The 18,854-nt window shown below is 62.9% G+C and carries 19 protein-coding genes and 1 pseudogene; 4 read left to right on the top strand and 16 right to left on the bottom strand.

Going from position 1 to position 18,854, the window contains the following annotated elements; translation table 11 throughout:
* Positions 1-130 precede the first annotated feature (130 nt).
* Positions 131-541 carry a cupin domain-containing protein gene (locus tag ACTJKM_RS09040; protein ID WP_058329669.1) on the top strand — a complete coding sequence of 137 codons (411 nt, stop codon included), beginning with the start codon at positions 131-133 and terminating at the stop codon, positions 539-541.
* Between the two features lie 32 nt (positions 542-573).
* Here ACTJKM_RS09040 and pcaD read toward each other — a convergent pair whose 3' ends face one another.
* The 9 genes from pcaD to ACTJKM_RS08995 form a co-directional block, all read right to left on the bottom strand.
* Positions 574-1,359 carry a 3-oxoadipate enol-lactonase gene (gene pcaD / locus ACTJKM_RS09035; protein WP_440660211.1) on the bottom strand — a complete coding sequence of 262 codons (786 nt, stop codon included), beginning with the start codon at positions 1,357-1,359 and terminating at the stop codon, positions 574-576.
* 159 nt (positions 1,360-1,518) lie between these two features.
* On the bottom strand, positions 1,519-2,853 hold the full coding sequence (locus ACTJKM_RS09030) for an MFS transporter (protein WP_082640855.1): 1,335 nt from the start codon (positions 2,851-2,853) through the stop codon (positions 1,519-1,521).
* 39 nt (positions 2,854-2,892) lie between these two features.
* Positions 2,893-3,681, bottom strand: coding sequence for a 1,6-dihydroxycyclohexa-2,4-diene-1-carboxylate dehydrogenase (locus ACTJKM_RS09025; RefSeq protein WP_058322767.1), 789 nt, complete (start codon positions 3,679-3,681; stop codon positions 2,893-2,895).
* Entirely contained in the window at positions 3,678-4,706 is a 1,029-nt protein-coding gene (gene benC, locus ACTJKM_RS09020) for a benzoate 1,2-dioxygenase electron transfer component BenC (RefSeq protein ID WP_058329668.1), read from the bottom strand. Before benC ends, ACTJKM_RS09025 begins: the two co-directional genes overlap by 4 nt.
* 39 nt (positions 4,707-4,745) lie before the next feature.
* On the bottom strand, positions 4,746-5,234 hold the full coding sequence (benB, locus tag ACTJKM_RS09015) for a benzoate 1,2-dioxygenase small subunit (RefSeq protein WP_058322765.1): 489 nt from the start codon (positions 5,232-5,234) through the stop codon (positions 4,746-4,748).
* Positions 5,231-6,589: a Rieske 2Fe-2S domain-containing protein gene (locus tag ACTJKM_RS09010; RefSeq protein ID WP_058329667.1), complete on the bottom strand. Its 1,359-nt coding sequence runs from the start codon at positions 6,587-6,589 to the stop codon at positions 5,231-5,233. The genes benB and ACTJKM_RS09010 overlap by 4 nt, the downstream gene beginning before the upstream one ends.
* A 96-nt stretch (positions 6,590-6,685) precedes the next feature.
* On the bottom strand, positions 6,686-7,624 hold the full coding sequence (gene catA, locus ACTJKM_RS09005; protein WP_058322763.1) for a catechol 1,2-dioxygenase: 939 nt from the start codon (positions 7,622-7,624) through the stop codon (positions 6,686-6,688).
* Positions 7,625-7,697: 73 nt separating this feature from the next.
* A complete protein-coding gene (catC, locus tag ACTJKM_RS09000; RefSeq protein WP_057251968.1) occupies positions 7,698-7,988 on the bottom strand; it encodes a muconolactone Delta-isomerase in 291 nt (96 codons plus the stop codon).
* 10 nt (positions 7,989-7,998) lie between these two features.
* The gene (locus tag ACTJKM_RS08995; protein WP_058329666.1) at positions 7,999-9,180 is read right to left on the bottom strand and encodes a muconate/chloromuconate family cycloisomerase; all 1,182 of its coding nucleotides are present in this window, start codon (positions 9,178-9,180) and stop codon (positions 7,999-8,001) included.
* Between the two features lie 150 nt (positions 9,181-9,330).
* Between ACTJKM_RS08995 and ACTJKM_RS08990 the strand changes: the two genes are divergently transcribed.
* On the top strand, positions 9,331-10,272 hold the full coding sequence (locus ACTJKM_RS08990; RefSeq protein ID WP_058329665.1) for a LysR family transcriptional regulator: 942 nt from the start codon (positions 9,331-9,333) through the stop codon (positions 10,270-10,272).
* Here ACTJKM_RS08990 and ACTJKM_RS08985 read toward each other — a convergent pair.
* The 6 genes and pseudogenes from ACTJKM_RS08985 to ACTJKM_RS08960 form a co-directional block, all read right to left on the bottom strand.
* The gene (locus ACTJKM_RS08985) at positions 10,265-11,146 is read right to left on the bottom strand and encodes a sugar phosphate isomerase/epimerase (RefSeq protein ID WP_156437153.1); all 882 of its coding nucleotides are present in this window, start codon (positions 11,144-11,146) and stop codon (positions 10,265-10,267) included. The genes ACTJKM_RS08990 and ACTJKM_RS08985 overlap by 8 nt on opposite strands.
* Positions 11,146-12,351, bottom strand: coding sequence for an NAD(P)/FAD-dependent oxidoreductase (locus ACTJKM_RS08980; RefSeq protein ID WP_440635524.1), 1,206 nt, complete (start codon positions 12,349-12,351; stop codon positions 11,146-11,148). The genes ACTJKM_RS08985 and ACTJKM_RS08980 overlap by 1 nt, the downstream gene beginning before the upstream one ends.
* Before the next feature lie 71 nt (positions 12,352-12,422).
* A pseudogene (locus ACTJKM_RS08975) lies at positions 12,423-13,315 on the bottom strand (substrate-binding domain-containing protein).
* A gap of 78 nt (positions 13,316-13,393) precedes the next feature.
* Positions 13,394-13,705 (bottom strand): MocE family 2Fe-2S type ferredoxin, encoded by a 312-nt coding sequence (locus tag ACTJKM_RS08970; protein ID WP_058329836.1) that lies wholly within the window; start codon positions 13,703-13,705, stop codon positions 13,394-13,396.
* 8 nt (positions 13,706-13,713) lie between these two features.
* Positions 13,714-14,748 carry a sterol desaturase family protein gene (locus tag ACTJKM_RS08965; protein ID WP_058329661.1) on the bottom strand — a complete coding sequence of 345 codons (1,035 nt, stop codon included), beginning with the start codon at positions 14,746-14,748 and terminating at the stop codon, positions 13,714-13,716.
* A 150-nt stretch (positions 14,749-14,898) separates the two neighbouring features.
* The gene (locus ACTJKM_RS08960) at positions 14,899-15,900 is read right to left on the bottom strand and encodes a LacI family DNA-binding transcriptional regulator (RefSeq protein WP_058329660.1); all 1,002 of its coding nucleotides are present in this window, start codon (positions 15,898-15,900) and stop codon (positions 14,899-14,901) included.
* Positions 15,901-16,062: 162 nt separating this feature from the next.
* Here ACTJKM_RS08960 and ACTJKM_RS08955 point away from each other — a divergent pair, with 162 nt between their 5' ends.
* Positions 16,063-16,788 (top strand): glutathione S-transferase, encoded by a 726-nt coding sequence (locus ACTJKM_RS08955; protein ID WP_058322755.1) that lies wholly within the window; start codon positions 16,063-16,065, stop codon positions 16,786-16,788.
* A 20-nt stretch (positions 16,789-16,808) separates the two neighbouring features.
* Here the strand turns inward: ACTJKM_RS08955 and ACTJKM_RS08950 are convergent, their stop codons facing one another.
* On the bottom strand, positions 16,809-17,942 hold the full coding sequence (locus ACTJKM_RS08950; protein ID WP_058329659.1) for an aminotransferase: 1,134 nt from the start codon (positions 17,940-17,942) through the stop codon (positions 16,809-16,811).
* Between the two features lie 186 nt (positions 17,943-18,128).
* Between ACTJKM_RS08950 and ACTJKM_RS08945 the strand changes: the two genes are divergently transcribed.
* Positions 18,129-18,698 carry a helix-turn-helix domain-containing protein gene (locus ACTJKM_RS08945; protein ID WP_058329658.1) on the top strand — a complete coding sequence of 190 codons (570 nt, stop codon included), beginning with the start codon at positions 18,129-18,131 and terminating at the stop codon, positions 18,696-18,698.
* Positions 18,699-18,854: the final 156 nt, after the last annotated feature.

Below are 18,854 nucleotides of genomic sequence, written 5' to 3'. Positions count from 1 at the left end.
CGGTACCAACCGCGAAATACATTGGCTTACAAAAAGCGCGCCCGGCCGACACACCGCCAATACACACCTCCGTTGAAATCAGGATGCTTCCAACGACGCCCACTCGATCAACGCTATGACGGAGAACCCCATGAAAACGACCCGCCTCATTGCCGCCGCCCTGCTGATCGCCGGCAGCGTGACGACGCTTCGCATGGCTGAGGCTCAGCAGATGCAGGGCATTCAGCGCACGGACCTGATCAAGAACGAGATCAGCGTGCCCGGACACGAGGCTGTGCAGGTCCGCGTCGATATCGACCCGGGCACCGCCTCGATCAAGCATTCCCATCCGGGCGAAGAAATCGCCTATGTGCTTGAGGGTTCGCTGGAATACCAACTCGAGGGCCGGGCACCGGTGACGCTTCAGGCAGGCCAGGCGCTGTTCATTCCGGCTGGCGTTGCCCATGTGGCCAAGAACGTCGGCACCGCCAAGGCGTCGGAACTCGCGACCTACATCGTCACCAAGGACGCGCCGCTCGTGGTTCCAGTCGAGGCACGTTGATGGGCTGCGCGGTTCTGCTAGTGAATCCGCCTTCAAGCGTGAAGGAATTCGAGCAGCGCCGCGTTGAATGCCGGCGCGGACTCGATGTTGACGATATGCCGGCCGGGCAATGACAGATGCCGCCCCTGCTGCACGCGGGCGGCGATGTTTTCGAGGTCGGATGGCGGACAAACCGGATCCCCGTCGCCGGAAATGGCGAGCACGGGATTGGCGATCTTGACGATTTCTTCTCGCAAATCCGCACCCGCCAGCGCTGTGCAGCCGCCGATATAGCCATCGGTCGCGGTGGTGCCGAAGCTCTCGAGGACGCGACCGACGGCTTCACGATGGCTGGCTGCGAATTCCGGGCTGAACCAGCGTTCGGCTGTGGAAGCGGTCAAAGCCGCAAGGCCGCCCGCCCTGACGCTGTCGATGCGCGCGGCCCAGCCCTCGGGCGTGCCGATGCGCGCCGCCGTCGCGCAGAGCACGATCCTGTCCAGGCGCTTGCCGGCGTGCACGCCGAGCCATTGCCCGGTCAGGCCGCCGATCGACAGGCCGCAGAAATGCGTCCGTTCGATCTCCAGCGCATCCAGAAGAGCCAGCACGTCATGGCCGAGATCAGCGAGCGTATAGGGCGGTGGCGGCGCCGAGGAACGACCATGGCCCTTGCGATCGTAGCGCAGCACGCGGAAATGCGGCGAAAGCTCCCCGATCTGGGCATCCCACATGGTGAGATCGGTGCCGAGAGAATTGCAGAAGAGCAGCCAGGGTGCGTTGCCGCTTAGGTCGCCGTCGATGCGGTAATGAAGCCGATGGCTGGGTAGGTCGAGATAGGCCATGAAACGGGCACTCCAATCAGGGAAGCCGCCAGCGAAGGCGGCTTCATGGTTGTTGGCGCGACGCTGCGCCTCATAGGCATGCGCGCTGCGGCACGAGTCTCGCACGCGCAAAGGGATGGCGGCCGGATGCCTTCATGGTCCGGCCGCCATCGCCGTTCGTTAAGCCGTCGCCAGTTGCACGACCTCGTCGCGGCGGGCGTTGCTGATCGCAAAGACCAGCATGGCGAGCGCCGAGATCGCAGCCGGGATGGCGAAGATCGCGAAGTTCTGCTGCAGCGGAAACTCCTGCGCCAGGAGCACGCCGCCAAGCGTCGGCCCGACGATGGCGCCGATGCGACCGACGCCCGAGGCCCAGCCCAATCCGGTAGAGCGGACCGAGAGGTTATAGAGCTGCGCCACGCTGGCATAGAGCAGGATCTGCGTGCCGATCGTGGTGGCGCCGGCGACGAACACCATGAGGAACAGGAGGGCCGCCGGCGGATTGAAGCCGATCAGCGCGATCGACAGGGCTGCCGCGACGAAGAATCCGACCACCACCTTCGGCAGGCCGAACCGGTCGCCGAGCCAGCCGCCGGCAATGGCGCCGACCATACCACCGAAATTCAGCGAGAAGAGGCTGAGCAGGCTTGCCTTCTCCGCATAGCCGGCTTCCTGCAGCACCTTCGGCAGCCAGGACGACAGCAGGTAGACGAGCAGCAGGCAGCAGAAGAACGCGACCCACAGCATGATCGTGCGCAAGGTGCGCTGATGGCGGAAGAGTTCCAGGACCGACGCCGAGGCGCCCTTCGTTTCGGCGAAGACCAGCCTGTCGGCCGCACCGATACGCACGCCGGGATCGATCTTCTGATAGATCCGCTTCGCTTCGTCCTGCTTGCCCTGACGGATGAGGAAACCGAGCGATTCCGGCAGCTTCCAGAGGATCACCGGCAACAGAAGCAACGGCACCGCGGCGATAAAGAACATCGGCTTCCAGCCATAGGATGGGATGAGGCCGATGCCGAGGCCGGCCGCCACCATGCCGCCGACCGAATAGCCGGAGAACATCAGCGCCACCAGGGTGCCGCGCAGACGCTTCGGCGCGTATTCGTTCATCAGTGCCACGGCATTCGGCATCAAGCCGCCGCAGCCGAGACCGGCGAAAAACCGGAAGATCTTGAACTGTTCGGGCGAACCGGCAAGCCCCGTCAGCAAGGTCGAGACCGTGAACAGCACGAAGCTGATGGCGATGCCCTTCTTACGGCCGATCCGGTCGGCGAGCGGGCCGAAGATCAGCGCCCCGAACATCATGCCGAACAGTGCCCAGGCCTGCAGCGCGCCGGCCTGCGGCTTGCTCAGTCCCCATTCGGCGATCAGCGTCGGCAGCACGGTGCCGGCGACGAAGACGTCATAACCGTCGACAATCAGCAGCAGCGCTGAGAGCGCAACCACCATCCACTGGAAGCCCCCAAGGGGGCTCCCGTCTATTGCCTCATTCACATCGATAGAGCGCATCATCTCCTCCCCAGGTCGTTGCGCGTTTCAGATAGAGAGCCGTCAGCCGAGATCGCCGCCGGCGACCGGCAGCACGCTGCCGGTGATGTAGGAGGCCTCGTCGGAGGCCAGGAACAGAATGGGTGCCGCCTGCTCTTCGATGCTGCCGTAGCGCTTCATGAAGCTCGACTGCTTTACCTGGGCGACGACGTCGCCCATCCAGGCCTTCTCGGCGTCGCTGTCGCCCGCGGCATTGCGCGGGACACGGCGTGGCGGCGCCTCCGTCCCACCCGGCGCGGTCGCGACGACGCGGATGTTGCGCTCGGCAAGTTCCATAGCCAGCGATTGGGTGATGGCGTTGACGCCGCCCTTCGCCGCCGAATAGGGCACGCGATGAATTCCGCGCGTGGCATTCGAGGAAATGTTGACTATCGTGCCGCCACCGCGGGCAAACAGATGCGGCAGCACCGCATGACAACAGTAGAGCGTCGGCATCAGCGAGCGGCGCATCTCCGCATCGATCTGCAACGGTTCGAACTCGGCGAAGGGCCGCATGCGGATCGCCCCGCCGACATTGTTGATCAGGATGTCGATGCCGCCGAAGCGTTCGGCGGCAAAGCGCATCGCCGCAGCGGCGCCCTCGTGGGTCTCGAGATCGGTGTTGTAGGCTGCCGCCCGATCGCCCCCGGCCTCCGCCGCCACCTCTGTGACGAAGTCGGCGCGGTCGACGAACACCACCTTGCCGCCTTCAGCCGCAGCACGCAGCGCCACAGCGCGGCCGATGCCCTGAGCCGCACCTGTGACCACGAGCACCTTGCCGGCAAAGCGCCCTTCAAAACGGGCCGCGCTCATGCCGCCTCCTTCGCCAAGACGTTCGGCGTGAACTTCTCGTAGTGGAAACTGTTGGGCACGATACCGGTGTCGTCGAGGTGCTTGCGCACCGCATCGACCATCGGCGGCGGGCCGCAGAGATAGACGTCGACATCGCCGCCGTTGAAGAGCTCTTCCGGCATGTGCTGGGTGACCCAGCCCTTGCGCGGATGGCTGGAGGCAGCGTCTGCCACGACTGTGCTGTAGGTGAAATTGGCAAGCCGGTTGGTGTAGGGCTCGATCTCATCGACAAGCACGAGATCCAGGTCTCGGGTGACGCCGTAGATCAGGTGGATCTTCTGCTGCGCGTTGGCCTGGGCCAGCACTTCGAGCATTGACAGGAATGGCGCAAGACCGGTGCCGCCGGCTAGCAGCAGCAGGGGGCGTTGGACTTCTCTCAGATAGAAGCTGCCGAGCGGCCCTGTCAGTTCGAGTTTCGTGCCGACTTCGGCACGCTCCAGCCAGCTGCTCATCAGACCGCCGGGGATCTTCTTGATCAGGAAGCCGATGCGCGCTTCGCCCGGCGCCGAAGAGAAGGAGTAGGAGCGGCTCTGGCAGCTGCCCGGCACATCGATATTGACGTACTGGCCGGGCAGAAACACGGGTGCTGCAGTAGGGTCCACGTCCAGTTCGAGCACGATCGCCGCATCATTGTGCGGGGTGACCCGCGCAACCGTTGCCGCGAACTTCTGCTGCCCGGTCTTGCAGGCGGCCGAGGTCGTCGGCACCGCGATGACGCAATCGCTCGACGGCTTCATTTGACAGGTCAGCACCAGCCCGCCTGCGGCCTCGTCCGCCGTCAGCGCATCGTCGATGAAGTCGTCGCCGAGGTCATAGGCACCGCTTTCGGCGCGGCACTTGCAGGTACCGCAGACGCCGTCGGAACAGTCCATCGGCAGGTTGATCTTGTTGCGGAAGGCGGCGTCGAGCACCTTCTCGTCGTCCCTGCATTCGACGAAGCGGGTGACGCCATCCTCGAAATTCAAAGCGATCCTGTAGCTGGCCATGGTTGCTCCTCCCAATCCCTTGTCGTCAGGCGGCGGTCATCAGATGTGGTAGACGTCGATGACCTGGCGGATGTAGTCGTTCTTCAGCACGATCTTCTTTTGTGAAATCACGAGCTCTTCGCCGCTTTTGCGCAGCGTCACAAACATGGTGCCGAAGAAGTGGTCGGTGACCTTGTAGCGGTGGTTGAGCGTGTGGAAGTTGTAGCGGACATCCACTTCCTCGCCACGGTCGGCCAGCAACTCGACATTGGTGACGTTGTGGCTGGTGCGCGGCTCTGGCGTGGAGGCGCCCGAGCGTTCGGTCTTGATGCGGAAGACGCGATCCTCCAGGCCGTCGCGGCTCGGATAGAAGATCAGCGAGATCTCAGACTGCGGATCTTCGGTCAGCTGATCGTCATCGTCCCAGGCCGGCATCCAGTAGGTGACGTCGGGCGCATAGCAGGTCAGCCATTCGTCCCATTCGCGGTCGTCGAGCAGGCGCGCTTCGCGGTAGAGGAAGGCGCAGGCGGTGTCGTAGGAGATGCTCATGCGACCGCTCCCTTCGTCTCGGAGGCAAATGCTGCGCGCATCACCTTCGCCCAATATTCGTGCTGGCGGACGAACAGGCCTTCGTCTTCGCTGCGCTCGCCCGAGAGCAACGGTTCGAGGCCCATGCGCTTGGCATTTTCGTCCGGACCGTCAATCCAGAGCGGCGCCCCGCGTGACAGGTCGTTCCAGAGCGCGGTGATGCCGGCATAGCCCTGCTGGCAGGCGCGGAATTCTTCTAGATCGTCGGCCGTGCCCATGCCCGAGACGTTGAAGAAATCCTCGTATTGGCGGATGCGCAGAGTCCGGTCTTCAGCACTTTCGCCCTTCGGCGCGAAGCAGAAAATGCTGATCTCGGTCTTGTCGACGCTGATCGGGCGAGTGACGCGGATCTGCGTGCTGAACTGGTCCATCAGGAACACGTTCGGGTAAAGGCAGAGGTTACGCGTCTGGTTGACGATGAAATCCGCCTTCACTTCGCCGACGCGCGCCTTGATCTCCTCACGGGCGTGGAAGACCGGCCGGACCTCGGGGTTCATGGTGTTGGTCCAGAGCAGAATATGGCCGTTGTCGAAGCCGTAGACGCCGGCAATCGAGCGGCTCCAGCTGCTGGCGTCGACCGCCTTGGTGCCCTCCTCGTGGCGGCGGCCCATGGTCGCGGCATAGTTCCAGTGCACGGAGCTGACGTGATAGCCGTCGCAACCGTTTTCCATCTGCAGCTTCCAGTTCCCATCGTAGATGTAGGAGGAATTGCCGCGCAGCACTTCGAGCCCGTCGGGCGCCTGGTCGACAATCTGGTCGATGATGACCTTGGTCTCGCCGAGATAATCCTCGAGCGACGAGACATCAGGATTCAGGCTGCCGAAGAGGAAGCCGCGATAGCTCTCGAAACGAGCGACGCGCTTCAGGTCGTGCGAGCCATCTTTCGCAAATTGCGGCGGATATTGCGTGGTCTTCTCGTCCTTCACCTTCAGGAGTTTGCCGGTGTTGGAGAAGGTCCAGCCATGGAAGGGACAGGTGAAGCTGCCCTTGTTGCCGTGCTTGCGTCGGCAGAGCATCGCGCCGCGGTGGGCGCAGGCATTGACGACCGCGTGCAGTTCGCCGGTCTTGTCGCGGGTGACGACGACAGGCTGGCGGCCGATATAGGTCGTATAGTAGTCGTTGTTCTCCGGGATCTGGCTTTCGTGCGCGAGGTAGACCCAGTTGCTCTCGAAGATATGCTTCATCTCCAGCTCGAAGAGATCTTCGTTGGTGAAGATGTCGCGACGGCACCTGAACATGCCGGTCTCATGATCGTCCTCGACTGCCGTGGCGAGCAGATCGTCGAGGGCCTGGGTTTTGTCGATAACTGCAGACATGGTTCTTCTCCCGCAAACGGCTGATCCGTGCTCGGTTCGGCTATTGCAACAATGTCGGTGTGGGGGCGGCGGCTCAGTCGGCCGCCGCAACAATGATCAGGCGGCGGCGCGCCTGCGCTGCTCGTTGATCTGGTTGTCGACGCCATTCACCAATGAGGTGAGATGAATGTCGAATTCGATCTCGGCGAAGGGGCCGGAGAGACCGTTCGCCTTGATGCTTGCCTCGTCGGTCCGCTCGGTAACATCGGGCACCAGGCCGTCGCGGGTCGCATAGGCGAAGTCGTCGTTGACCAGCGGATCGCCGGCAATGTTGATCTGGGTCGTCAGCTTGCGATGACCGTCAGCGCTGATGAAGAAGTGAATATGCGCCGGGCGCTGGCCGTGACGCCCGAGAGCCGAAAGCAGCTGTTCGGTCGGGCTGCCCGGGGGCACGCCGTAGCCGTGCGGCACAATGCTCTGAAACTTGTAACGGCCCTTGGCGTCGGTCACGATCGTGCGACGCATATTGAACGGTGCCTGCACCCCGGTCGGGTCGAAGTGCGAATAGAAGCCGCGGGTATCACAGTGCCAGACTTCGACCGTCGCACCTTTCAGCGGTTGGCCGGCGGAATCATAGACGGTGCCGTGCATGATCAGCGGGTGACCGTTGGTGTCGCGGCCGTCATCGAGACGGGCGAAGCCTTCCGATGCCGGTGCGCCGGCGACATAAAGCGGCCCTTCGATGGTGCGCGGTGTCGGATTCTTGATGCCGAGCTCCTCGTCGATAGCGTCGAGACGTTCGTCGAGGAAGTGGTCGAGGCCGAGGCCGGGCGAGATCAGGCCGGCCTGGCCGGCAGCACCGATTTCGTTTAGCCAGGCAATGCCGGTCCAGTATTCGTCCGGGGTGATGTCGAGATCGTCGATCGCCTTGAACAGGTCCGACATCAGCCGGTGCACGATCTCTTTGACGCGCGGGCTGCCGCCGTCCTTGTCGAGGCCGCTCAGAACCTTCAGGAAATCTTGCGTCTCCGGCTTGTCGAAAATCTTCACGCTCATGATAAATCCTCCACTTGGATAGTTTGAAAGCGGGTGCCGCCTGCCAACCTCCCGGCGGCGGCCGAACGAAATCTCAGGTGTCATCCTCCCGGACCGACGACGGATGCCGAAGCAGCGGCGTCACCTCGATGTCCATGAATTTGAACAGCGGCAGACCCGAGAGGATCTCGTGCAGCTCGGCATTGTCTGTGACGTCAAAGACGCTGTAGTTGGCGTACTGGCCGGCGATCCGCCAGATATGCCGCCACTTGCCGCTCTGCTGCAGCGCCTGTGAATAGGCCTTCTCTCGCGCGAGAATCTGGGCCGCCTCTTCAGCGGGCAGGTCATGGGGAATGCGAACATCCATTCTGACGTGAAACAGCATCAGCCGATCCTCACTTCGCAACACTAATGGTCTTGCGCAGCCCTTCGCGCGCAAAGAACTTCAGGCGGTCTTCGTCGAGCTCGATCCCAAGCCCCGGTCCATCCGGCACCGTCAACTCGAAGTCGCTGTAGTCGAGCGGCGTCGCCAGAATTTCCTCGGTCAGCAGCAGCGGCCCGAAAAGTTCCGTACCCCACTGCAGATTGGCGAAGGTGGAAAACACATGGGCTGACGCCACCGTGCCGACGCCACCTTCCAGCATCGTGCCGCCATAGAGCTCGATGCCGGCGGCATCGGCGATCGCCGCCACGTGCTGCGCGTTGAAGAGCCCACCGCTCTGCTCGATCTTGACCGCAAAGACGTCTGCGCCCTTGGTCTTGGCAATCTCGAAGGCCGATTCAGGCCCGGTAAGGGACTCGTCCGCCATCAGCGCCACCGGAAAACGACGGACCAGTCGGTTGAGCGCTGCCGTCGACGCGACAGGCTGTTCTACCAGTTCGCAACCGGCATCGGCGAGCGCCGCCATGCCGTAGGACGCCTCGAATTCGCTCCAGGCCATGTTGACGTCGACGCGCACCGCACCGCGGTCGCCCAGCGCCTGCTTGATCGCCGCCACATGGGCGATATCGTCCTTCAACGGCTTCGCGCCGATCTTCAGCTTGAAGATCCGGTGACGGCGAAGGTCGAGCATCTTTTCGGCCTCGGCAATGTCCATGGCGGTGTCACCGGAAGCGAGCGTCCAGGCGACCGGCAGCCGCTTGCGTAGCGCTCCGCCCAGGAGTTCGCCGACCGACAGGCCGAGACGCTTGCCGTGGGCGTCGAGCAGCGCCGTTTCGACCGCGCTCTTGGCGAAACGGTTTTCCTTCACCGCTTTGCCGATGCGCGCCATTAGCGCCTTCACGCGGGTCACGTCCTCGCCGATCATGACAGGCGCGAAATAGGTATCGATCGCCAGCTTCATGCTTTCGGGGCTCTCGCCACCATAGGCGAGACCGCCGATCGTCGTGCCTTCGCCGATCCCGACGGTGCCGTCGCTGCAATGGACCTTCACCAGCATCAGCGTTTGGCCGGTCATGGTCGCGACTGAGAGCTTGTGCGGCCGGATCGTCGGCAGATCGACCAGTATCGTTTCGACCCGTTCGACGACGGAGACGAAGGCTGCAGTCGGAGAGATGGGTGCAGGGGTCGTGTTCATGGCGTGACTGTGCGCCGCGCACTGGGTGGCGTCCAACACCAAATAGGTTCTCTATGATACCTTCATGGTATAGTGTGATAGAGATTTCGCAGATTCATGCGGTTACCGCACTGCAACATACCGCAATGGTAGGAAAATGAGGGCCTGAATATGGATCTGCGCCAGCTTCGCTACTTCGTCGCCGTCGCCCGTGAGCGCAACTTCACCCGCGCCGCCGAGCAGCTGCATATCGCCCAGCCGCCCTTGAGCCGGCAGATCCAGCTTCTGGAGGAAGAGCTGGGCGTGCCGCTGATCATCCGCGCGAGCCGTCCGGTCCGGCTGACGGAGGCGGGCCGGTTGTTCTACGAGCAGTCGCTGCAGATTTTGGGGAGAGTCGAGCAGATGGTTGAGGCCACGCGCCGCGTCGGTCTCAACCAGAACCGCGTCCTGTCCATCGGCTTCGTCGCCTCCACGCTCTATGGCGGGCTGCCGACACTCGTGCGCAAGCTGAGGCAGAATGCGCCGGAACTCGATATCCGGCTATTGGAGATGGTGTCGGTGCAGCAGATCGCCGCGCTCAAAGAGGGCCGAATCGATGTCGGCTTCGGCCGGCTTCACCACAGCGATCCCAATGTCGTCGGCATCCTCATGCGCGAAGAGCGCCTCGCCGTGGCGATACCCCAGGGCACGCCGCTAGCCGAAGACACGTCGCCCTTGCCCTTGAATGCGCTCGCCGACCAGAAGCTGATCGTCTATCCGAAGGAGCCGCGGCCGAGCTATGCCGACCATGTGCTGAGCCTGCTTCATGCCCACGATGTGCGCCCTGCCGAGGTGCATGAAGTGCGGGAGATCCAGAGTGCCCTTGGCCTCGTCGCCTCGGAAGCCGGTCTGTGCATCGTCCCCTCCTCGGCGCGTCAGGTGCGGTCAGACGTCCACTACCGCATGATCGAGGGGGAACGCGCGACCTCTCCTGTCATCCTCAATCACCGGGTCGGCGACAATTCACGCCACATTGAGCTGATCAAGCAGTTGATCGAAGAGATGTATGCGGAAAACCCGCCTTGGCTTGGCCTCGAGCACAATCTGCCATTCCGGCCCTCCTTCGTTAAATGACGGGGTCCGGCACGCACGCGCCATGCGTTCGGTTGCCCGAAGGGTCTGCGCTCTCAGCCCACACATCCAGAACCAACTGCCGAAGCAAAAGCGCCTCCGCCCACCGGTCCGTCGTGTCGTGGCCGTCCCTGTCGGTGATCGCATAGGGTCTGGGGCCGAGCTCGCAGGTCATGACCAACGCGGCATCGTCGGCGGCACGGGATCGCCAGTGGCGAAAGCCGTAGCCCCACCACTCGCGGAAGAGATCGACCCAGGGGCGATGCTGCGGAAAGGACATCTCGATCTGGATCTGCTGGCACGAGCCGACGCGGCCGTGGAAGGCCTGGGCGTTGTGGAGGATGCGCCGGACCTGGGCGTGGCTTTCCTCTTCGACCGGAAAGGCAAACTCGCGGCCGACCAGATAGTGCGAGAGATCGGCGAGCAGCGGCAAATCGGGGCGCCGGTCCAGCAGGTCCAGCGTGAACAAGAGGTCGCTGGTGATCCGGTGGCGATGGGTTTCGACATAGACGGGGACACCCGCCCTTTCCGCGAGCCGCATCCATCCGTCCAGAAGCGGCAGGCAATCTTCCACCCGGCGCGGGCGGACGTCCGCCTGCAGGTCGATGTGGCTGACAGGAAATTCGCTCGCCAGTTCCAGGGTCGGGCGCAGGTCCTCGACGCTCCGGGGAAAACAGACTCCCTCGATCTTCAATCCGGTGCCGCGGATCACTTCGTTGAGGCGGACGACGTCATCACGGTTGGTGTAATGCGCGCTGATGCCGTCGAACCCGGCCTCGACGATAACAGCGATGTTTTCCTCGAGACCGCGTTCGCAGCCGTCCGCATGCCGGCGCTCCATCGCCCAGAGCGACTGAAAGACAAGCAACTTCTGCATCAGGCCGCCCGCGCGTTCTTCAGAAGCGCCTTCAGGTTCACGCCGGGATCAGCAAGCGCTGCGGGGTCTGGATTGATACCGGCGGCAATCAGCATCTCGGCGAGCTTGATGTCCCTGGCGACGCTATTGCAGGAACCGAGGCCCGCCGCGGCAAGGAGGCGCCCATCGTCCAGGTAGAACTCCAGCTCGCCGCCGTCGAGTTGGCGGATCACGCTCTGATGCTCCGGCTGCGGCAGGCCCGCGACCTGCAGACCGAGATCGTACTGGTCGGTCCAGAACCAGGGGATTGCGCCAAAAGCTTCCTTTCCGCCGACCATGTTGCGGGCCGCGGTCTCCGCCTGGCTGCGCGCATTGCGCCAGCTCTCGAAGCGAATGTACCCGCCGCCCGGCTGCGCCACCGCGGCGCAGTCACCGGCCGCAAAGATGTTCGGGTCACTGGTGCGAAGATAATCGTCCGTCAGGACGCCGTTTCCGGTGGCAAGGCCCGCCGCCTCGGCGAGCGCCACATCTGGCAGAACGCCGATCGCCGCGACGACGATATCGGCAGGCACCGCGCTGCCATCGGCGAGGAGAACGGCATCGTCGGTGATCGCGGCCATCCCCTGACCGAGATGAAACGCAACGCCTTCATCCTGATGCCGCGCATGGAGCTTGGCGGCAAAGCGCGGTGGAACCGCGCGTCCGAGCGGCTTAGCCGCCATCTCGATAACGCTGACGGTTATGCCTTTGCCGCGCAGAACGGCCGCGAGCTCCATGCCGATCAGACCACCACCGATGATGGCGATACTTTTTCCCGGGTCGGCGCTGGAGAAGATTGTCGCCGCATCCGCATAGGTGCGAAAGTCGAGCGCGCGCTCAGCCCCAGGGCATGTCAACCGCCTCGGGCGAGCACCGGTCGCAAGCAGCAGCTTGTCATAGGCGAGCACTCGTCCGCCGCTCAAGGCGACAGACCGGGCATCCGGATCGAAGCTCAGGGCCGATACGCCCTGAAGATAGTCGATACCGGCGGCCTGAAGCGCCTCGGCGCCACAGATCGGCTTCATCTGCACCGCGCCGTTGAGCGGCTTCGACAGCGGCGGGCGCTCATATGGCAGATGCGGTTCCGTGCCGGTGAGCGTGACGCTGCCGGTAAAGCCCGATTCACGCAGCGCAAAGGCCGCGCGGGTGCCGGATTCCCCGGCGCCGATGATGACGATGCCATTCATGGCTTGCTCCAAAGATCATAAGTTGGAGCGGGATGCGGGCGGAAAACCGCACGCACTGTTCCTCATCCCGCTCAGGAAAGGTGGCCGGCGCAGGCAGGAGAAATGCGCCGGCCGGGAGGATCAGTTGCCAGTCGCGTAGTCGGCCATGTGACGAGCTCGAAGCGAACCATCACTTCGCGTTCGACGGCCTTGCCGCGCGCCAGCGCGACGGCAGCATCGAGCTCGCCGACTGACCCTTGGCATTCTGGAACACCGTCGCATCGAGATCGCCCGCGGCCATAGCGGCGAGACCATCCTGCGTCGCATCGATGCCGACGTCGATCGGGCGCCCGGCCGTGATCCAGTTGGTCGTGAGGTCCATCGCGTTGGTGCGCGTCCAGGCCGCGGACTGTTCGTCGGCGATGGTCGCGCCCTTGCGGCCGCCGGCAGCCAGCGTCTCCTTGAACGACGAGGTGCGGTCCCGCGAGGCCTGGTGGGCGAGATCGCCCATCAGGATATAGACCTGCGCGTCACCGGCCTTGCCCTTTTCCTTGAGCAGCGAACAGGCGGCCTCGGCGCCCAGCTTGCCGGAGTCCGTCTCCCGGCTTCCGACATAGGCCTGCTTTACCGGCAACTGGGCGACATTGTCCGGCTGGAGGTTGAGATAGACGAGCGGAATGCCCGCCTTCTCCGCCGCTTCGCTGATGCCGGGGGCTGCCGAGGTATCGGCGAGCGTCGTGATGATCGCGTCGACGCCCGACGCGATGAAGTTGTTCACCTGATTGAGCTGCTTGGAGATGTCGGTCTGGGCGTCCTCAATCTGGACATTGACGCCTCCGGTTTCCGATGCTCTGGCGCTGATGCCTTCACGCAGCAGCGTCTGGAAGTTGTTGTCGAAGCTCTGCATCGAGACACCGATCGTCTCTGCCGAGGCAGCGCTTCCCATCAAGGCGGCCAGGGCAGCCGCCAGGTACATGGATTTCATGGTATCCTCCCAATAGGTGCCGGATCACCCGAGCGCATTCCTGAGACCCCGCGGCCTGATCAATGCTGCGTGGGTGCTCTAGCCGAGCGCCACGCGAACCTCGCCGTCAACGATTTCGGCGAGGTAGGTCTTCAGGTTTTCACAGGCCGGAAGCCGAATGGCTTCGCCGGTGCGATAGTCGAAGGCGCCGGAATGCTTGGGACATTCCACCTCGTAGTCCATGACCAGCCCATCGGCGAGATGGATGGCCTCGTGGGTGCAGAGGCCGGCGGTGCAATAGACGCTGTCATCCGGGCCGCGATAGATCGCATAGGTGCGGCCGGCGTGGTCGAAGCGGATTGCCCCTTCCTGTTCGATATCGTCCAGCTTGCAAGCGGGTACCCAGGTGATCACGTTGCTCATTCTGCAGCCTCCCCGATCGTGTTGCGCGCCTTGCGGGCTGCGAGTTTTTCCTTGCGCTTGCGGTAGCGTTCCTGCATCCGCGCCTCACCTTCCTTGGAGCCGTCGTGCCAGGTGCCGAACCAGCGATCGAGCGGGATCAGGGCGTCGCCGTAATTCACCTCGAAATACTTGTGGTGTAGGTAATGAGCATAGGCGTGGCTATCGATGACGGTATCCTCTCCGACCTCGACCTTGTCGAAGCCGACATGGCCGGGAATGGCGCCGAAGCCCGCATAGTGAAGCTGGTAGAGCATCAGGATCGGGTTCGACGGCAGGATCAGGTGGTAGAAGGCCGTTCCGAAATAAAGCAGATGCTCGACCGGATGCATCGACAGCGACGACCATGGCGACGGGTTCACCGAATTGTGGTGGACCGAATGCACCCACTTGTAGAGCAGCGGCATGTGGATGAGCCGGTGGATGCAGAAGAAATGGAACTCGTGGATCACAGGCACGATGAGCGCGACGAAAGCGAGCGTCCAGGGATTTTCCGCGAAGCTTAGCCACGGCGCATAGCCATTGGCATAGGCCCAGAGCATGGCGACCTCGACGGCGGTCCAGATCGTCACGCCTGAGAGAAAGGTGCGCAGGATGTTGTCGAGGTTCTGGCTCTCGAACCAGAAGGCCTTGCTCTTCTGCTCGGCCGGGAATTTGCCATTGTACTTGAAGCGGTTTTCCTGCCGTTTCAGCACGTAGAGGTGCAGTTCGAAGGCGCCATAGAAGAGGAAGACGCAGACCGCGTTCACCACGTAGAGCCATGCGATCCAGCCGATGCCCAAAGTCTGCATCGTCTCGATCGGCGGGATTGCCCAGGCCCAGTAGGCGACGGCCGAAGCGGCGAAGATCGCATTCCACGGAAAGAAATAGTGCGGCAGCCACTTCAGGAGCGCCAGCAGTTTGGGCGGAAAGGCAAACAGCGGCGCCGTTTCGATCGGCTCATTCGGCGCCCAGTCGCCGCGCTTGTTGCGCGTTCCATACTTCAAGTCGTCCATAACGCTCTCCTCCCGGCGGATCGCGGGCGTTCCGCACAAATTCCGGTGAAGGAGAGCGCCTTCCGGTTCACTCGGGACCGCGCTCTCCTTCTTGATAAAAATCTAGCAGGAGGCGTTCTGAACGGCGAAGGCTTGTTTGATCAAATTAGATCAAATGCTCTCGGCCGTGACGGTGATGAACCGAATAGGCGCCTTGTCCGGTTCCAGCTCTGAAAGACCGATCCGGCGCAGCACAAGGTCAAGGGCGCGGCGGGCCTGCGCCTCGGGCGCCTGGTCGAGCACGACGTCCATGATGCCGTCGCTAAGCGCCTTGCGCGTATAATCGGTCAACTCATGGCCGACGAAGAAAATCTCCCTGCCGCGCGGATGCCGGCGAAGAACATCGATCAAGGCGGCGTTCGCGCCACCGGCATTGTAGAGCCCGGCCATATCCGGATATATCTCGAGCGCCGATCGCAGCGCTTCGGCGCCGTAGTGCTCCTCGTCGCGGGTGAAGCCCAGCCAGTCGAACCGGCGCTCGCCCGGATGCTCCTGGAAATAGTCCGAAAAGCCGCTGAGGCGATCGCGATGGACCTGATAGATCGGGTGGCAGAGGGCAACGACAGGGCCGATTTCGCGCGCCATGCGGGCGATGAAGAGTGCTGCCGTTCGTCCGGCCGCGTAGTTGTCGATGCCGACGAATTCGCCCTGCTTCTCGGACGCCCGGGTGACGACATGGATCACCGGCACCCCGCGCGCAACGACCGTCTCGACCGCGGCGCTGATCAGCGGACTATTGGGCACGGCAAGGATCAGGCCAGCACGCGGAATCTCGGTCGCAAGAATCCGCCTGGCAATCTCGTCCGGCTTCATCTCCTCGGTGAAGCTGCGTTGCACCACGACAAGCGGATCGAGCGTCTCCGCGATCCTTTCGAAAGCTTTGGAGAGCCGGCGATAGAAGGTCGTTTCGGGGCGGACCATCAGCACGTCGATGCGCAAAAGACCGCGATGGGTGTCGGGCAGCGTGCGCGGATAATTTAGCGTGCGCGCGGCAACGACCACCTTCTCGACCAGGTCCGGGCGCACGCCGCCACGTCCGTTGAGAACACGTTCGACCGTCGCGGTTCCGACGCCTGCAAGTTCGGCAATGTCGCGATAATTCGGTTTGCTCACCTAGGCTTTCCCCTGGCACCAGCCCCCGTTGCTTCTCCACACCGCCATAGCATGCGTCGCGGCCTGTTCGACAGAGCGCGCCTTGCAATTGCTGCCTTGCCCTCGCCCTAAACCGCCGATGGCCTATATCAACCGGGTATCCGAGATCGGCAGAGGGCTTCCATGACCTATGAGTTGTACTACTGGGACGGCATTCAGGGCCGCGGCGAATTCGTGCGTCTTGCGCTTGAGGATGCCGGTGCCGACTATATCGACGTCACCCGCGAACCGGGCCGCGGCACCGGCGAGATGATCAAGCTGATGGAGAGCGCCACCGAAGCACACATCCCCTTCGCGCCGCCGTTCCTGAGGGATGGCGACCAGATCATTTCGCATGTGGCCAACATCCTTTTTTACCTCGGCCCGAGGCTCGGGCTCGCACCCAAGGAGGAGGCACTGCGCTGGTTCGTTAACGGCCTGCAACTCACCGTCACCGACTTCATTGCTGAGGTGCACGACACCCACCACCCGATCGCAACCTCGAAATACTACGAGGAGCAGAAGGCGGAGGCGAAGGGCCGGGCTTTCGAATTCGTCACCAACCGCATCCCGAAGTTTCTCGGCTATTTCGAGCGGGTGCTTGAACAAAACCCCGATGGCAGCGGCCACGCCTCCGGCGACGTCGCCACCTATATCGATCTCTCGCTCTTCCAGGTGATCGAAGGGCTTCGCTATGCCTTCCCGAAGGCGATGCGCCATTACGAGCGGCAATACTCCGAGCTTTTGAAGCTGCACGCTTCGGTGAAAGCCAGGCCGAACATCGCGGCCTATCTCGCGTCGCCGCGACGCTTGGCTTTCAACGAGAACGGTATCTTCCGTCGCTACCCGGAGCTCGATATCGAGCCCTGAAGGACAAACCCGCGTGCTCCTTACGCGGCGGCAGACTGTTGCTCGTGAAGAAACCCGGACAGGCGCTGCAGACCCTCGCGAAGAATACTTTCGCTGTTGGCGTAGCCGATCCTGAGATAGCCCTCCATATCCATCGCGCTGCCAGGCGTCAGCATCACGCCGGTGCGCTCTAACAATCCGAGGCAAAATGCTTCGGAGGTCATCGGCAGATCGTATTTCAGTAGTGCCGTGGTGCCCGACTTGGGCTTGACCCAGGAGATCCGCGGTTCGCTGTCGACCCAGTCCGACAGCACCGCGAGGTTGGTGCGGGTAATGCTCCGGCTGCGCGCCAAGATCTTGTCGCGGTTTTCCAGCGCCATTGCCGCGAAGTGATCATCCAGCATTCCGACGCTGATCGTGTTGTAATCGCGGTGAATCGAAACGGCATGGATCAGTTCGGGGGGCGCGACGATCCAGCCGAGCCGCAGGCCGGCGAGCGAAAACGTCTTCGACATGCTGCCGGTGCTGACGCCCTTTTCGTAGAGGTCTGCGATCGATGCCGTCAAACCGTCGCCCTCTTGATCCGTGCCGCGATAAACCTCGTCGCAGAGGATCCATGCGCCGCAGCCGCGCGCGATACCGACGATCTTTTCGAGGTAGCCGCAATCCATCAGCGCGCCGGTCGGGTTGTTCGGATTGTTGATGGCGATCAGCTTCGTGCCGGGGATAGCGAGCCGCTGCAACTGCTCGAGATCAGGCAGGAAACCGGTCTCCTCCGTCAGTTTCAGGATCTGCGTATCGGCGCCATAGCTTTCCGGGATCGAATAGTGCTGCTGGTAGGTCGGCAGCACCGAAATCACCCGGTCGCCCGGTTCGACGAGAGTCTCATGCACCAGTGCATTGGCACCGATCGCACCATGCGTGGTGACGACGTTTTCGATCGCCTGTTTCGCATAGAGGCTTGCGATCTGCCCGCGCAGCCGTTCGGAACCCTCGATGGCGCCATAGGTCAGCTTCAACGGCAGCAGTTCGGCAAGGATCGTGTCCGTCTTGCCCGCCATTTCCAGCAATTCCGCCACGGTCAGCGATTCAACGCAGGTCTCGGCGAGATTCCATTCGCAATGGTTCTCGTAGCGGTTCATCCAGATTTCGACGCCGAAGTCGCGGATTTTCATGTCAGTGACCTTTCGAATGTTGGGCTATGGCTGCGAGTAAGCCGGACCTGTCGGCGACGTTGAGAATTGTCGCTTGCTGTGACATGAAGCCCTTCCTGTTGGCACAGCTGCGCATGTGGCCTCCGTCGCGGTCGGAGGCACCAGAAATGGCTGGCCGTTGATGGTCGATCCGTATAGAAGAACGATATGAGCAATATATTGCACAGTCAAGATCGATCCGACGTGCTGACCCATGTCGCGGACAATCTCCGGCGCATCCGCATGGCGGCGGGACTGAGCCAGACGACACTGGCCAAAGCCTCCGGCATCAGCCGCCGCATGATCGTCGCGGTCGAAGGCGGCGACGCCAACATCAGCCTCTCCAGCCTCGACAAGCTGGCGGCTGCCATGAACGTCGGCTTCGTCGATCTCGTCAGGGACCCGTCTCGCCAATCCCGCGACAACATCGACGCTGTGACCTGGCGCGGCCAACAGGCAGAGAGCGAAGCGCGGCTGCTCGCTTCTGCCCCTGCTACGTCCGAAGCCCAGATGTGGCTCTGGTCGCTCGCCCCAGGCGAGCGCTATGACGCCGAGCCCGACCCGCAAGGGTGGCACGAAATGCTGTTCGTCACGGAAGGAACCTTGACGCTTGAGGTCGCTGGCGTGCGCAAGCGATACGCCAGCGGTACCTTCGCGGTCTATAGCTCCGCCCAGGCCTATGCCTACATCAATGAAGGTGGCGAAGTCGTGCGGTTCGTCCGCAACGTCATTTCCTAACTCACCGGTAGCCGCCTAAAAGACACAGCCCGGCGGGCAAGAGCCGGAGGGGACGCCGCTCCACACGACAACGTGAAGGCACCGGCTCACCAATCGCGGAAGCTCGGTCCGGCGCGATTGATTCGAGCAGACCCGAATGGAAGGATGCCCGGCACT

The sequence above is a fragment of the Ensifer sp. 22460 genome, assembly GCF_052044935.1.
Taxonomy (GTDB): domain Bacteria; phylum Pseudomonadota; class Alphaproteobacteria; order Rhizobiales; family Rhizobiaceae; genus Ensifer.
The sequence above is the reverse complement of the archived record's forward strand: the minus strand, read 5'-3'. Positions and strand labels throughout refer to the sequence as shown.

Excerpts from the sequence above, each read along its gene's own strand:
- ACTJKM_RS09040 (WP_058329669.1), top strand. The coding sequence starts at position 131 with ATGAAAACGACCCGCCTCATTGCCGCCGCCCTGCTGATCGCCGGCAGC.
- pcaD (WP_440660211.1), bottom strand. The coding sequence starts at position 1,359 with ATGGCCTATCTCGACCTACCCAGCCATCGGCTTCATTACCGCATCGAC.
- ACTJKM_RS09030 (WP_082640855.1), bottom strand. The coding sequence starts at position 2,853 with ATGATGCGCTCTATCGATGTGAATGAGGCAATAGACGGGAGCCCCCTT.
- ACTJKM_RS09025 (WP_058322767.1), bottom strand. The coding sequence starts at position 3,681 with ATGAGCGCGGCCCGTTTTGAAGGGCGCTTTGCCGGCAAGGTGCTCGTG.
- benC (WP_058329668.1), bottom strand. The coding sequence starts at position 4,706 with ATGGCCAGCTACAGGATCGCTTTGAATTTCGAGGATGGCGTCACCCGC.
- benB (WP_058322765.1), bottom strand. The coding sequence starts at position 5,234 with ATGAGCATCTCCTACGACACCGCCTGCGCCTTCCTCTACCGCGAAGCG.
- ACTJKM_RS09010 (WP_058329667.1), bottom strand. The coding sequence starts at position 6,589 with ATGTCTGCAGTTATCGACAAAACCCAGGCCCTCGACGATCTGCTCGCC.
- catA (WP_058322763.1), bottom strand. The coding sequence starts at position 7,624 with ATGAGCGTGAAGATTTTCGACAAGCCGGAGACGCAAGATTTCCTGAAG.
- catC (WP_057251968.1), bottom strand. The coding sequence starts at position 7,988 with ATGCTGTTTCACGTCAGAATGGATGTTCGCATTCCCCATGACCTGCCC.
- ACTJKM_RS08995 (WP_058329666.1), bottom strand. The coding sequence starts at position 9,180 with ATGAACACGACCCCTGCACCCATCTCTCCGACTGCAGCCTTCGTCTCC.
- ACTJKM_RS08990 (WP_058329665.1), top strand. The coding sequence starts at position 9,331 with ATGGATCTGCGCCAGCTTCGCTACTTCGTCGCCGTCGCCCGTGAGCGC.
- ACTJKM_RS08985 (WP_156437153.1), bottom strand. The coding sequence starts at position 11,146 with ATGCAGAAGTTGCTTGTCTTTCAGTCGCTCTGGGCGATGGAGCGCCGG.
- ACTJKM_RS08980 (WP_440635524.1), bottom strand. The coding sequence starts at position 12,351 with ATGAATGGCATCGTCATCATCGGCGCCGGGGAATCCGGCACCCGCGCG.
- ACTJKM_RS08965 (WP_058329661.1), bottom strand. The coding sequence starts at position 14,748 with ATGGACGACTTGAAGTATGGAACGCGCAACAAGCGCGGCGACTGGGCG.
- ACTJKM_RS08955 (WP_058322755.1), top strand. The coding sequence starts at position 16,063 with ATGACCTATGAGTTGTACTACTGGGACGGCATTCAGGGCCGCGGCGAA.
- ACTJKM_RS08950 (WP_058329659.1), bottom strand. The coding sequence starts at position 17,942 with ATGAAAATCCGCGACTTCGGCGTCGAAATCTGGATGAACCGCTACGAG.
- ACTJKM_RS08945 (WP_058329658.1), top strand. The coding sequence starts at position 18,129 with ATGAGCAATATATTGCACAGTCAAGATCGATCCGACGTGCTGACCCAT.